Below are 13,187 nucleotides of genomic sequence, written 5' to 3'. Positions count from 1 at the left end.
GAGTTCGGGTGAAACAGGTCGTACAGAACTACAAGAGCGGCGAGCTGGCGGTGCTCGACGTTCCGGTGCCGGGGTGCAAGCCGGGCGGTGTGCTGGTCCGCAGCACCTACTCGCTGATCTCCACCGGCACCGAGCTCATGAAGGTGTCCGAGGCCGGCATGTCGATGCTGGGCAAGGCCCGCTCCCGCCCGGACCAGGTCGCCAAGGTCATGCAGAGCGTGGCCACCAACGGGGTGCCCGCCACCTACCGCAAGGTGATGGGCAAGCTGGACTCCTACACCCCGCTGGGCTACTCGCTGTGCGGTGTGGTCGAGCAGGTCGGCGCCGGGATCGACGACGTGAAGGTCGGCGACCTCGTGGCCTGCGCAGGCAACGAGCACGCCCTGCACGCCGAGCTCAACTGGGTGCCCAAGAACCTCTACGTGCCGGTGCCGGACGGCCTCGCGCCGCAGCACGCGGCCTTCGGCACCGTCGGGTCGATCGCCATGCAGGGCGTCCGCCAGGGCGAGCCGCAGCTCGGCGAAGTGGCCCTGGTCATCGGCCTCGGGCTGATCGGGCAGCTGGTGGTACAGCTCCTGGCCGCCTCGGGAGTCCGCGTCGTCGGCGCCGACCCCGACCCGGCGCGCTGCGAGCTCGCCGAGCGCCTGGGCGCCGCGGCCTGCGGCGACCCCGCCTCCGCGGCCGTGGAGAACGCCGTCGCCGAACTCACCGACGGACACGGCGTGGACCAGGTGTACCTGGCCGCCGGCGGCGGCAGCAACCAGCCCGTCGAGCTGGCCGCCAAGTTGGCCCGGGACCGCGGCCGGGTCGTCGACATCGGCAAGTGCCGCCTCGACCTGCCGTGGAACGCGTACTACGAGAAGGAACTCGACGTCCGCTTCTCCCGCTCGTACGGCCCCGGGCGCTACGACCCGTCGTACGAACTGGAGGGCCGCGACTACCCGATCGGTTACGTCCGCTGGACCGAGCGCCGCAACCTGGCCTGCTTCCTCGACCTCGCCGCCCGCGGCCGCGTCGACGTGGAGCCCCTGATCTCCCACGTCGCCGACTTCGACGACGCCGTCGAGACCTACCAGCGCCTGAAGGACGGCGAGCTGAAGGCCATCACCGCGCTGTTCCGGTACCCGGAACAGGCGGGGGACGCGGAGGAAGCGAAGGCCCCGGTGGTCGCCGTGCCCGCGGTGACCGTGAAGCCGAGTCCGGCCCCCGCCGCCAGGACGCCGGTGAAGCTGGCGTTCGTCGGCGCCGGGAACTACGCGACGTCGATGCTGCTGCCGCACCTGGCGCAGCGCGAGGGCGTGGAGCTGTCGACCGTCGTCACCACGACGGCGCTGTCCGCGGCCAACGCGCAGCGGAAGTTCGGCTTCACCGAGGCGACCACCGACCTCGACGCCGTGCTCGGCGACAAGTCCATCGACGCGGTGTTCGTGGTCACCCGGCACAGCTCGCACGCCGACCTGACCCGCAAGGCACTGCTGGCCGGCAAGGCCGTCTTCGTGGAGAAGCCCCTGGCCCTCACCGAGGACGAACTGGCCGGGGTGCTCGCTGCGGTGGAGGAGTCCGGCAACGACCGGCTGCAGGTGGGCTTCAACCGCCGCTTCGCGCCGCTGCTGCAGGAGGCCAAGACGCGGTTCGGTGCCCGGACCGGCCCGGCGAGCCTGCGCTACCTGGTCAACGCGGGCCGGCTGCAGCACGGCAGCTGGTACCTCCAGCAAGGCACCGAGGGTTCACGGTTCGCGGGCGAGGGCGGGCACTTCATCGACACGGCGAGCTGGCTGCTCGACGCCGACCCGGTCTCCGTCTACGCGGTCGCCCCCTCCGGCAACGAGGACCTGCAGGTCGTCCTGCGCTACCCGGACGGGTCCACCGCCACCATCAGCTACGTCACCACCGGCGCGCCCGGCTTCCCCAAGGAGACGCTGGACCTGGTCGCCGACGGCAAGGTGCTGCGGCTCGACGACTTCGTCCGTGCCTCGGTCTACGGCCGCAAGAAGTGGGTCAGTTCGCGGCTGCCCAAGGCCCGCGACAAGGGCCAGAACGCCGAACTGGCCGCGTTCGTCAAGGCCGTTCGCACCGGCGGGCCGATGCCGGTGCCGCTTCAGTCGCTGGTCGCCACCACCGCGGCCACCCTCGCCGTGCAGGCCGGCCTGGTCGGCGGCGCGCCGGTGACGTTGGAGCAGGCGCGATGACCATGAGCGCGGGCTGGTACCTGCGGCGGCTGTCCCGGATGGGACCGCAGGAGGTCGCGGGCCGGGTGGGCGACACGCTGCGCAGACGGCGGTGGCGGTCCGCGCCGCCGACCTGCCCGAGCGTGACCGGCGCCCGGTTCACCGCGGTACTGCCCGCGGAGGCGATCGCCGCGGTGCCGTCGGACGCCGCGAAACGCCTCGTCGCCGAGGCGGACCGGCTGATGGACGGGCACGTCGAGTACTTCGGGGTGGCCCGCGACGACCTGGTCGACCCGGACTGGTGGTACGACCCGAAGACCGGGCGCCGGGCCCCGTCGGGCTACGCCTTCGACGTGCCGTACCGCAGCGAGGACGCGGTCGGGGACATCAAGCAGATCTGGGAGCTGTCCCGGCACCACCACCTCACCCAGCTCGCCGCCGCCTACGCGATCACCGGGGACGAGCGGTACGCCGAGCGCGTCGCCGCGCACCTGCGGTCGTGGTGGGAGGCCAACCCGCCGCTGCGAGGCGTCCATTGGATCAGCGGTATCGAGCTGGGCATCCGGCTGCTGTCGTGGGTGTGGGTGCGCCGGCTGCTGGAGGGCTGGCCGGGCGCGGCCGGGCTGTTCGAGGACAACCCGGTGGCGCTGAACCAGATCTGGCACCACCAGCGCTGGCTGGCCGCCTTCCCCAGCCGGGGGTCCTCGGCGAACAACCACGTCATCGCCGAGGCCGCCGGACAGTTCGCTGCGGCCTGCGCGTTCGGCTGGTTCCCCGACTCGCAGCGCTGGCGGGCCGACGCCCTGCGCTCGCTCGATCGGCATCTGCGCAGCAACACCTTCCTCTCCGGCCTCAACCGCGAGCTGGCCTCCGAGTACCACGGCCTGGTGCTGGAGCTCGGTCTGGCCGCGGTCGCCGAGGCCGACGCCGCAGGCCTGCCGGTTCCCGCGACCGTCCGCCTGGTGCTGCTGCGGATGACCGACGCGCTCGCGGCCGTCGTGGACAACCGGCTGCGGCCGCCGCGCCAGGGCGACGCGGACGACGGGCACGGTCTGATCCTGGACGGCGAGGGCACCGACCGCTGGGGCTCGCTGCTGTCCACCGGCGAGGCCGTGTTCGGCCGGCTCGACTGGTGGCCGGCCGTGACCGGCACCGATGTGCGCACCCCGCTGCTGGCCGCGCTGATCCGGCCGTACGCGAAAAACGGAACCGGACCGGCCGTGTCCCGCCCGGCAAGCAGGCCGGGGCACTTCGCCGACGCGGGCATGACGATCCTGCGCGGCCCGGAGGAGATCTGGTGCCGCTGCGACGGCGGTCCGCACGGCTTCCTGTCCATCGCCGCGCACGCCCACGCGGACGCGCTGTCCGTCGAGGTCCGGCACGACGGGGTCGACGTGCTCGCCGACCCCGGGACGTACTGCTACCACGGGCAGCCCGAATGGCGGCAGTACTTCCGCTCGACCCTCGGCCACAACACCCTCGAGCTGGACGGCGCCGACCAGTCCGTCTCCGGCGGCCCGTTCCTGTGGACCCGGCATGCCGACACCCGCGTACTGGTCGCGGACCCGTCCGGCCAGGGGGCGGCCCGCTGGAGCGCGGAGCACGACGGCTACCAGGGCTCGGTGCACCGCCGCCAGGTGGAACTCACGGCGGAGAGCCGGGAGCTGAGGGTGGTCGACGAGGTGCGCGGTCCGGGCGGGGCCGTGCGACTGGCCTTCCACCTCGGCCCGGCGATCACCGCGGACCTGGTGGACAACCGGGCCGAGCTCACCTGGGCCCGGGACGGCGAGGACCGCTCCGCGACGCTCGACCTGCCCGGGCAGCTGTCCTGGCAGGCGCATCGCGGCGCGACCGAGCCGCCGCTGGGCTGGTACTCCGCAGGATTCGGGCGCAAGGAACCCGCCACCACCCTGGTCGGCACCGGCTTCACCGACGGCACGGAGGGCTTCACCACTGTGCTCAGGTTCCGCGGCTAGGAGGGGCGCGTGGGGATCAAGAGGCGGCACTGGGCGTGGGCGGCGGCACCGCTGACGCTGGCCCTGCTGGCGTTGGCCGGCTGCGACGGCACACAGCCCGCCGACGCAAAGGCGACGATCGCTGCGCCCACCACGTCCGGGGCGCGGTCCACGGCCGTGGCCCGGGTGTGCGCGAAGCCCGAGGCCGGGCCGGCGAAGGCGCCGGCGGGCGCGGTGACGGTCGACCCCGCGAAGGTCGGTGACCTGGCGGCGAAGACCAAGAGCAACCCCCCGAACACCACGTTCTGGCTCCGGCCGGGCAAGCACCGGCTCGACCCCGACCGCTACGCCCAGGTCGTCCCCAAGAAGGGGGACCGCTACCTCGGCGGGCCCGGCGCGGTGCTCGACGGCCGGAAGATCAACCAGTACGCGTTCTCCGGCACCGCCCAGGGCGTCACCATCGGCTACCTGACCGTGCAGGGTTTCGTCCCGCCGCAGAACGAGGGCGTGGTCAACCACGACTCGGCCGACGGGTGGGTGATCGAGCACGCGACGATCCAGAACAACCTGGGTGCCGGGCTGATGGCCGGAGCCCGCCAGCAGGTCCGCGCCAACTGCCTGCGCGCCAACGGCCAGTACGGCATGAACGCCTACAAGGGCAGCGGCCGTATCAGCGGCCTGGTGGTCGAGGGCAACGAGATCGTCGGCAACAACACCGGCGACTGGGAGCGGCGGCAGCCGGGCTGCGGCTGCACAGGAGGCATCAAGTTCTGGGCCGTCGACGGCGCCGACATACGCGACAACTGGGTGCACGACAACCGCGGAACCGGGTTGTGGGCCGACACCAACAACAACGACTTCCGCATCGAGGACAACGTGCTCGAGGCCAACGACAGCGCCGCGCTGATCTACGAGACCAGCTACAACGCGGTCATCCGCAACAACACGATCCGGCGGAACAACTGGGTCGAGGGCCGCAAGGCAGCCGCCGACGGCGACACCTTCCCCTTCGCGACCGTCTACCTGTCCGAGTCCGGCGGCGAACCACGGGTCAAAGCCCGCACGAACAAGATCGAGATCTACGGCAACCTGCTGGAGAACAACTGGTCCGGGATCACCTTGTGGGAGAACGCCGACCGGTTCTGCAACAGCCCGGCCAACACCTCCTCCGGTGACTGCACACTGCTGGTGAAGAAGACCAGCCGGTGCACGAAGTCGACGATCACCAAGGCGCCGCTGTACGCCGACTGCCGGTGGAAGACCCAGCGGGTGAACATCCACGACAACCGCTTCGTGCTGGACAAGTCCGTCCTCAAATGCACGACGAAGTGCGACCGCATGGCGGTGCTCTCCAACTACGGCACCTACCCGGACTGGTCGCCCTACAAGGGCGAGAAAGTGGCCGAGGCGATCACCCTCAAGCAGCACAACCGCTGGCACGACAACGTCTACGTCGGGCCGTGGGCCTTCGTCGTCCACGACCCGAGCAAGGTCCTCGACTTCCAGGGCTGGCAGGGCGCGCCGTACCAGCAGGACGCGGGCAGCACCCTCCGCGGAGGGGCCGGTGGTTGAGATGAGCACATTGCCCGCCGCCGAACCGCGCCCCGCCGGCACACCGAGGATCACCGGGATCGTGTGGGGGCTGCTGGTCCTCAACACGCTCGGCTCCGCCGGAGCGAAGACCATCGTCCCGCTGCCCCGCTCCCTCATCCAGATGGTCACCATGGGCGCCCTGGTCGCCGCGTTCACCCTGGCGCTCACGGTCAACCTCCGGCTGCGCATCCGATCCAGTGCGTACGTCTTCACGCTCACCCTGCTGCTGGTGTCGAGCGTGATCTCCAGCGCGAATCTGGAGTCCGGGTTCGGCGCGCTGTTCCGCTGCTTCCGGCTGGCTCTGTTCGTCGGCACCCTGTGGCTGCTCACCCGCTGGTGGGACGGCGGCCTGACGTTCGTCAGGCACCACATCCGGATGTACTTCGCGGTGCTCGGATCGGTGGCCGCGGGCCTGGCCGTCTCACCGGGCGCGGCCCTGCCCGACCTCTACGGCGGACGCCTGGTCGGCGCGCTGTGGCCGCTCACCCCGCCGCAGATCGGACAGTACGCCGCGGTGATCATCGGGCTGACCGTGCTGCTCCTCCTGGGCCGCTGGACCGACAAGAAAAGCGCGGCGGTCATCATCGTGCCGTCCCTCGTCCTGCTCGCACTGACCCACACCCGCACGGCCACACTCGGCCTGCTCGTCGGGCTGGTGCTGGCGATCGGCTCGCTCCTGCTGACCAGCGCCGCCGCCCGCCGCTTCTTCACCTGGGCGGTGCTGTTGGCCACGGTGGCCGCGGTGGGGTTCGCCTCCATGCTCCAGACGTGGTTCCTGCGCGGACAAAGCAAGGAGAACTTCTCCAGCCTCACCGGCCGGGCCAAGGTCTGGGACGCCCTGCTGGCCGCGCCCCGCTCGACCTCCGAGCAGCTGTTCGGCGTGGGCCTGGGCGACAAGTCGTTCGGCGGGCTGCCGATCGACAACAGCTGGCTGGCCGTCTACAACGAGCAGGGCCTGATCGGCGTGACCCTTGTCGCCGTGATCATCGTCGTGCTGGGCGGCGTCGCGCTGCTGCGGCCGCCGTCGCTGCAGAGGGCCTGCGCGATCTTCCTGATCAGCTATTGCGCGATGGCCTCCTACACCGAGGCCGGTCTCGGCGACGCCTCGCCGTATCTGCTGCATCTGGCGCTGGCCGCCTCGCTGCTGGCGGCACCTGCCCAGGCCGCTGTCCTCTCGACGCCCGAACTGCCCCGGCTCTCGGCGCCGGAACTCCCTCGACAACGCATCCCGCGCTGGGCCCGCCGATCGGAGGTGACCTGAGCATGCACGTCCTCGTGGTGCACAACCACTACGCCTCGGCGCAGCCGAGCGGGGAGAACAAGGTCGTCGACCAGGAGGTGGCACTGCTGCGCGGGGCCGGCCACCGGGTCGAGGTGTTCGAGCGGCGCAGCGACTCCATCGCCGGCCGGTCCCTGCTGGGCAAGGTGGCGGTACCGCTGCTGGTGCCGTGGAACCCGGCGGTCCGCGCGGAACTCGGGGCCCGGCTCCGCGCCGAGCGGCCGGACGTGGTGCACATCCACAACGTCTTCCCGCTCCTGTCGCCCGCGGTGCTGGCCGCCTGCGCCGACGCCGGCGTGCCCGCCGTCGCCACGCTGCACAACTACACCCAGGTCTGCCCGCCCGGCACGCTGCAGCGGGACGGCCGGCCGTGCGCCGAGTGCGTCGGGTCCACGCCGCTGCCCGCCGTCCGGCACGGCTGCTACCGGAACTCCCGGCTGGCGACGGTGCCGCTCGCGGTCAGCCTGTCGGTCAACCGGCGGCGCTGGTGGTCCGGCGTGGAGCGGTTCCTGTGCATCTCCGCCGCGCAGCGCGACATCCTCGTGCGGGCCGGCATGCCCGCCGAGCGGCTGGCGGTGAAGCACAACTTCGTGCCCGACCCGGGCGCCTGCCGAGCGGGCACCGGCGAGCATCTGCTCTATCTCGGCCGGCTCGCGGAGGCCAAGGGCGTGCGGCTGCTCATGGCCGCCTGGGACGAGATCGCGGCGGGCGGCGGTGCGGGCGTACCGCTCGTGATCGCCGGCACGGGGCCGCTGGAGCCGGAGGTGACCGCCTGGGCGGCGGGCCGGGACGACGTGCGCTACGTCGGCCTGCTGGACGCGGCGGAGAGCCGGAAGGCCGTCGCACGGTCGGTCGCCGTGGTGGCTCCCTCGACGTGGCTGGAGGCGTTCGGGCTGGTGGTCGTGGAGGCGATGGCGGCGGGGGTCCCGGCCGTCGCCGCCGGTCACGGCGCCTTCGTCGAACTCGTCGAGGACGGCGTGACCGGGCTGCTGCACCGGCCGGGCGAGCCCGCCTCGCTCGCGTCCTGCATACGCCGGATCGCGGCCGAGCCGGACCTGGGCCGGGAGATGGGCCGGGCGGCCCGACAGCGTTACGAACAGGACTTCAGCCCGGCCGTCGGGCTGGAGCGCCTGGTCGACGAGTACCGCTCCGCGATCGCGGGCCGGTCGACATCAATGGGGGACGGAATCGATGGGGGGCAGTAGATGACACGATGCCGACTCTGCGGCTCGGCGGCGCTGGCGAGCGTCGTCGATCTCGGGGCGACACCGCCCTGCGAGAGCTTTCTCGCCGCGGACCAACTGGACCAGCCGGAACCGGCGTACCCGCTGCACCTGCGGGTCTGCACCGACTGCTGGCTGGCGCAGATCCCGCCGCTGATCAAGCCGGAGGAGACGTTCACGGAGTACGCGTACTTCTCCTCGTACTCGACCTCCTGGGTGGAGCACGCGCGCACGTTCGTCACCGACGCCGTGGCGCGGCTGGGGCTCGGTTCCGACGCCTTCGTGGTCGAGGTCGCGAGCAACGACGGGTACCTGCTGAGGCACGTGGTGGACCGCGGGATCCGCTGCCTCGGCATCGAGCCCTCGGTGAACGTCGGCGCCGCGGCGCGGGACGCGGGCGTGCCCACGGTCACGGAGTTCCTGAGCCCTGAGACCGGCGCCGCGGTCCGCGCCGAGCACGGCCCGGCGGACCTGGTCGTGGCCAACAACGTGTACGCGCACATCCCCGACGTGGTCGGTTTCACCAAGGGGCTGCGCGCCCTGGTCGCCGACGACGGCTGGGTCTCCATCGAGGTGCAGCACCTGCTGACCCTGATCGAGGAGAACCAGTACGACACGATCTACCACGAGCACTTCCAGTACTACACGGTCGCCGCCGCGATCCGGGCGCTGGCCAGCGGCGGACTCGCGCTCGTGGACGTCGAGCTGCTGCCCACGCACGGCGGCTCCATCCGGCTGTGGGCCCGGCCGGCCGAGGTGGCCGGCGAGCCGACGCAGCAGGTGGCCGACGTGCTGGACCGGGAGAAGGCCGCCGGGCTGCAGGAGCTGTCCGGGTACACCGAGTTCTCCGCCCGGGTGGCCAAGGTGCGCCGGGACCTGCTGCGGTTCCTCATCGAGGCGGCCGAGCGCGGCGAGACGGTCGTCGGCTACGGCGCCCCGGGCAAGGGCAACACCCTGCTCAACCACTGCGGCATCCGGCCCGACCTGCTCCCGTACACGGTCGACCGCAACCCCTACAAGCACGGCAGGTTCACCCCGGGCACCCGCATCCCGATCCTGCCGCCCGAGCGGATCGCCGCCGACCGGCCGGACTACGTCCTCGTCCTCCCGTGGAACCTGCGGGCCGAGCTGGTCGAGCAGCTGTCCTTCGTGCACGAGTGGGGCGGCCGGCTGGTCTTTCCCATCCCGGAACTGAGCATTGTCGAGGTCAAGCGATGAAGGTCGTTCTGTTCTGCGGCGGTTACGGGATGCGGATGCGGAGCGGCGCCGCGGACGACGTGCCCAAGCCGATGGCGATGGTCGGGCCGCGGCCGCTGATCTGGCACGTGATGCGCTACTACGCGCACTTCGGGCACACGGAGTTCATCCTGTGTCTCGGGTACGGGGCCCACCACATCAAGGACTTCTTCCTCAACTACGAGGAGACGACGTCCAACGACTTCGTGCTGCGGAACGGGCGGACCGAGCTGCTGTCCACCGACATCGCGGACTGGACGATCACGTTCGCACAGACCGGCATCGAGTCACCGATCGGGGAGCGGCTGCGCCGGGTGCGGCACCACCTGGACGGCGACGAGATGTTCCTCGCCAACTACGCCGACGTGCTCACCGACGCCCCGCTGCCGGAGATGATCGAGAACTTCGCCCGGCGCGACGCGGGTGCGTCGATGATGGTGGTGCCGCCGCAGTCCTCGTTCCACTGTGTGGACCTGGGCGAGGACGGCCTGGTCGGGGGCATCACCGCGGTGAGCGAACTGCCGCTGTGGGAGAACGGCGGTTACTTCGTGCTCCGCCAGGAGGTCTTCGACCACATCCCGGAGAACGGGGACCTGGTCGCCGACGGCTGCGCCCAACTGGCCAAGCGCGGGCGGCTGGTGGCGCACCAGCACCGCGGCTTCTGGAAGCCGACCGACACCGTGAAGGAGCGGGCCGCGCTCGACGAGGCCTACGCCCGGGGCGACCGCCCGTGGGCCGTGTGGGAACGGGGCGGCGCGGGGGCGAACGCCGGGGTGAGGACCGCGTGATCGGGCTCGGGGCCGGGCGCCTGGACCGGATCGTCGCGGTGGGCGCGCACTGCGACGACATCGCCATCGGCGCCGGCGGCACCCTGCTGACGCTGTGCCTCGCGCACCCGGGCATCCGCGTCGACGCGCTGGTGCTCTCCGGCGGTGGCAGCGAGCGGGAGCAGGAGGAGCAGGCCGCGCTCGCCGCCTTCTGTCCGGGCGCCGATCTGCGGCTGACCGTGGACAAGCTGCCGGACGGCCGCATGCCCGCGCACTGGGAGGAGGCCAAGGCCGCGGTCGAGGAGCTGCGCGGGCGGACCGACCCGGATCTGATCCTGGCCCCGCGCACCGACGACGCGCACCAGGACCACCGGGGCCTGGCGCGGCTGATGACCACCGCGTTCCGCGACCACCTCGTGCTCGGCTACGAGATCGTCAAGTGGGACGGCGATCTCGGCCGTCCGTCGGCGTACCAGCCGCTGTCGCCCGAGACCGCCGAACAGAAGGTGCGGCTGCTGCAGGAGCACTACCCCTCGCAGCGGCACCGCCCCTGGTACGACCGGGAGGCCTTCCTCGGGCTCGCGCGGATCCGCGGCATCGAGTGTCACGCCCGTTACGCCGAGGCGTTCGCCGTCACCAAACTCACTCTCAACCTGGGGGGTTGAACCTTGCGCGTACTGCTCACCGGACACCAGGGCTACCTGGGCACCGTGATGGCCCCGGTCCTCGCGGCCGCCGGGCACGAGGTCGTCGGTCTCGACGCCGGCCTGTTCGCCGACTGCGTCCTCGGCCCGACGCCCGCGGACCCGTCCGGGCACCGCGTGGACCTGCGCGACGTCACGGCCGAGCACGTGGCCGGGGTGGACGCCGTGATCCACCTGGCCGCGCTGTCCAACGACCCGCTGGGCTCGCTGGCGCCGGAGCTCACCTACGACATCAACCACCACGCCTCCGTACGGCTGGCCCGGCTGGCCCGCGACGCCGGGGTGCGGCGCTTCCTGTACGCGTCGACCTGCTCGGTCTACGGCGCCGCCGGCGGCGACGACCTGGTCGCCGAGGACGCCCCGCTGCGCCCGGTGACGCCGTACGCGGAGTCCAAGGTGCGGGTGGAGGACGACCTGCACGCGCTGGCCGACGACGACTTCAGCCCGGTGTTCATGCGCAACGCCACCGCCTTCGGCTACTCGCCCCGGCTGCGCGCCGACATCGTGCTGAACAACCTCGTGGGCCACGCGCTGCTGTCCGGCGAGGTGCTGGTGCTCTCCGACGGCACCCCCTGGCGCCCGCTGGTGCACGCCGCCGACATCGCACGGGCCTTCACGGCCGCGCTGACCGCGCCGCGGGAAGCGGTGCACGACCAGGCGTTCAACATCGGCAGCGAGACCAACAACGTCACGGTCGCCGAGATCGCCGGGCAGGTCGCCGAGGCGGTGTCCGGCGCGAAGGTGGTGATCACCGGGGAGACCGGGGCCGACCCGCGGTCGTACCGGGTGGACTTCTCCCGGTTCCGCGCCGCGATCCCCGGCTTCGACTGCGAGTGGACGGTGAAGCAGGGCGCGCTCGAACTCGCCGACGCCTACCGGAAACACGGGCTGACCCGGGAGGACTTCGAGCGCCGCTTCACCCGCCTCGCCGTGCTGCGCGCGGCGTCCGACGCCGGCACCGTCGACGACACCCTGCGGTGGCGCCGGTGACCGCGGTGAGCGACGAGATGTACGCGCTGGTGGAGCGGATGTACCCGCTCTGCCGGAGCATCACCGGCGATGGTGTGCGCGCCACCCTGGACATCGTCGGTGAGTACATCCCGCTGCGGGTGCACGAGGTGCCGACCGGGACACAGGTGCTCGACTGGACGGTGCCGCAGGAGTGGAACATCCGGGACGCGTACATCGCAGACGCCGCCGGGAACCGGATCGTCGACTTCGCCGCGTCCAGCCTGCACGTGCTCGGCTACAGCGTGCCGGTGTCGGCGACCATGCCGCTGTCCGAGCTGCGCCCGCACCTGCACACCCTGCCGGACCACCCGTCCTGGGTGCCGTACCGCACCAGCTACTACAAGCCCGAGTGGGGGTTCTGCCTGGCCCAGGACACCCTGGACGCGATGCCGGACGGCGCGTACGAGGTGCGCATCGACTCCACCCTCGCCGACGGCCACCTCACCTACGCCGAGCACGTGGTCCCGGGACAGGTCGCCGACGAGGTGATCGTCTCCTGCCACGTCTGCCACCCGTCGCTGGCCAACGACAACCTGGCCGGCATCGCGGTGGCGACGTTCCTGGCCCGGGCGCTGGCGGAGCAGACCCCGTACTACACCTACCGGTTCATCTTCGCGCCCGGCACCATCGGGGCGATCACCTGGCTCGCCCGCAACGCGGAGCGGGTGGAACGGGTCAAGCACGGCCTGGTGCTGGCCTGCGCCGGGGACCCGGGGCAGCTGACGTACAAGCGCAGCAGGCGCGGCGACGCGGAGATCGACCGGGTGATGCGGCACGTGCTGGCCGCCTCCGAACGCCCGCACCGCGTCGCCGAGTTCACTCCGTACGGCTACGACGAGCGGCAGTACTGCTCGCCCGGGTTCGATCTGGGCGTGGGCTCGCTCACCCGGACCCCGTACGCCGGCTACCCCGAGTACCACACCTCGGCGGACAACCTGGACTTCGTCTCCCCGGAGGCGATGGCGGACACGCTCGCCGTCTGCCGCGAGGCGTTCGCCGTCCTGGACCGCAACCGGCGGTACGTCAATCTCAGTCCCTACGGCGAACCGCAGTTGAGCCGGCGCGGGCTGTACGACGCGCTCGGCGGCCGCAGCGACACCAAGCAGGCCCAGATGGCCATGCTCTGGGTGCTCAACCTCTCCGACGGCGAGCACGGTCTGCTGGACGTCGCCGAGCGGTCCGGGCTGCCGTTCGACAACGTGGCCGGCGCGGCCGACGCCCTGCGGGGTGCCGGGCTGATCAAGGCATGAC

10 protein-coding genes are annotated in these 13,187 nt (G+C 71.8%); all 10 read left to right on the top strand.

The features are described from left to right. Positions 1–8: 8 nt before the first annotated feature. Genes ABZ865_RS00170 through ABZ865_RS00125 form a run of 10 tightly spaced genes read left to right on the top strand, consistent with a single transcriptional unit; the run spans position 9 to position 13,186 of the window. Positions 9–2,189 (top strand): bi-domain-containing oxidoreductase, encoded by a 2,181-nt coding sequence (locus ABZ865_RS00170; protein ID WP_361221822.1) that lies wholly within the window; start codon positions 9–11, stop codon positions 2,187–2,189. Continuing rightward, on the top strand, positions 2,186–4,144 hold the full coding sequence (locus ABZ865_RS00165; RefSeq protein ID WP_361221820.1) for an alginate lyase family protein: 1,959 nt from the start codon (positions 2,186–2,188) through the stop codon (positions 4,142–4,144). Before ABZ865_RS00170 ends, ABZ865_RS00165 begins: the two co-directional genes overlap by 4 nt. 9 nt (positions 4,145–4,153) lie before the next feature. Further along, positions 4,154–5,695: a right-handed parallel beta-helix repeat-containing protein gene (locus tag ABZ865_RS00160; protein ID WP_361221818.1), complete on the top strand. Its 1,542-nt coding sequence runs from the start codon at positions 4,154–4,156 to the stop codon at positions 5,693–5,695. 1 nt (position 5,696) lies between these two features. Beyond that, the gene (locus ABZ865_RS00155; protein WP_361221816.1) at positions 5,697–6,977 is read left to right on the top strand and encodes an O-antigen ligase domain-containing protein; all 1,281 of its coding nucleotides are present in this window, start codon (positions 5,697–5,699) and stop codon (positions 6,975–6,977) included. 2 nt (positions 6,978–6,979) lie between these two features. Next, entirely contained in the window at positions 6,980–8,200 is a 1,221-nt protein-coding gene (locus tag ABZ865_RS00150; RefSeq protein ID WP_361221814.1) for a glycosyltransferase, read from the top strand. Then, positions 8,201–9,436 (top strand): class I SAM-dependent methyltransferase, encoded by a 1,236-nt coding sequence (locus ABZ865_RS00145; RefSeq protein ID WP_361221812.1) that lies wholly within the window; start codon positions 8,201–8,203, stop codon positions 9,434–9,436. Then, positions 9,433–10,242, top strand: coding sequence for a glucose-1-phosphate cytidylyltransferase (locus ABZ865_RS00140; RefSeq protein ID WP_361221810.1), 810 nt, complete (start codon positions 9,433–9,435; stop codon positions 10,240–10,242). Before ABZ865_RS00145 ends, ABZ865_RS00140 begins: the two co-directional genes overlap by 4 nt. Next, positions 10,239–10,886, top strand: coding sequence for a PIG-L deacetylase family protein (locus ABZ865_RS00135; protein ID WP_361221808.1), 648 nt, complete (start codon positions 10,239–10,241; stop codon positions 10,884–10,886). The genes ABZ865_RS00140 and ABZ865_RS00135 overlap by 4 nt, the downstream gene beginning before the upstream one ends. A gap of 3 nt (positions 10,887–10,889) precedes the next feature. Further along, positions 10,890–11,915, top strand: a complete 1,026-nt coding sequence (locus ABZ865_RS00130; protein ID WP_361221806.1) for an SDR family oxidoreductase — start codon at positions 10,890–10,892, stop codon at positions 11,913–11,915. Next, complete coding sequence (locus tag ABZ865_RS00125) at positions 11,903–13,186, top strand: DUF4910 domain-containing protein (RefSeq protein WP_361221804.1); 1,284 nt, start codon at positions 11,903–11,905, stop codon at positions 13,184–13,186. The genes ABZ865_RS00130 and ABZ865_RS00125 overlap by 13 nt, the downstream gene beginning before the upstream one ends. The last annotated feature ends 1 nt before the right edge of the window (position 13,187 follow it).

Source organism: Streptomyces sp. NPDC047085 (assembly GCF_040643735.1).
Lineage (GTDB): Bacteria > Actinomycetota > Actinomycetes > Streptomycetales > Streptomycetaceae > Streptomyces.
The sequence above is the reverse complement of the archived record's forward strand: the minus strand, read 5'-3'. Positions and strand labels throughout refer to the sequence as shown.

What these genes read in the sequence shown, in the direction of transcription:
- ABZ865_RS00165 (WP_361221820.1), top strand. Translation starts at nt 2,186, where the DNA reads ATGACCATGAGCGCGGGCTGGTACCTGCGGCGGCTGTCCCGGATGGGA.
- ABZ865_RS00155 (WP_361221816.1), top strand. Translation starts at nt 5,697, where the DNA reads ATGAGCACATTGCCCGCCGCCGAACCGCGCCCCGCCGGCACACCGAGG.
- ABZ865_RS00150 (WP_361221814.1), top strand. Translation starts at nt 6,980, where the DNA reads ATGCACGTCCTCGTGGTGCACAACCACTACGCCTCGGCGCAGCCGAGC.
- ABZ865_RS00145 (WP_361221812.1), top strand. Translation starts at nt 8,201, where the DNA reads ATGACACGATGCCGACTCTGCGGCTCGGCGGCGCTGGCGAGCGTCGTC.
- ABZ865_RS00140 (WP_361221810.1), top strand. Translation starts at nt 9,433, where the DNA reads ATGAAGGTCGTTCTGTTCTGCGGCGGTTACGGGATGCGGATGCGGAGC.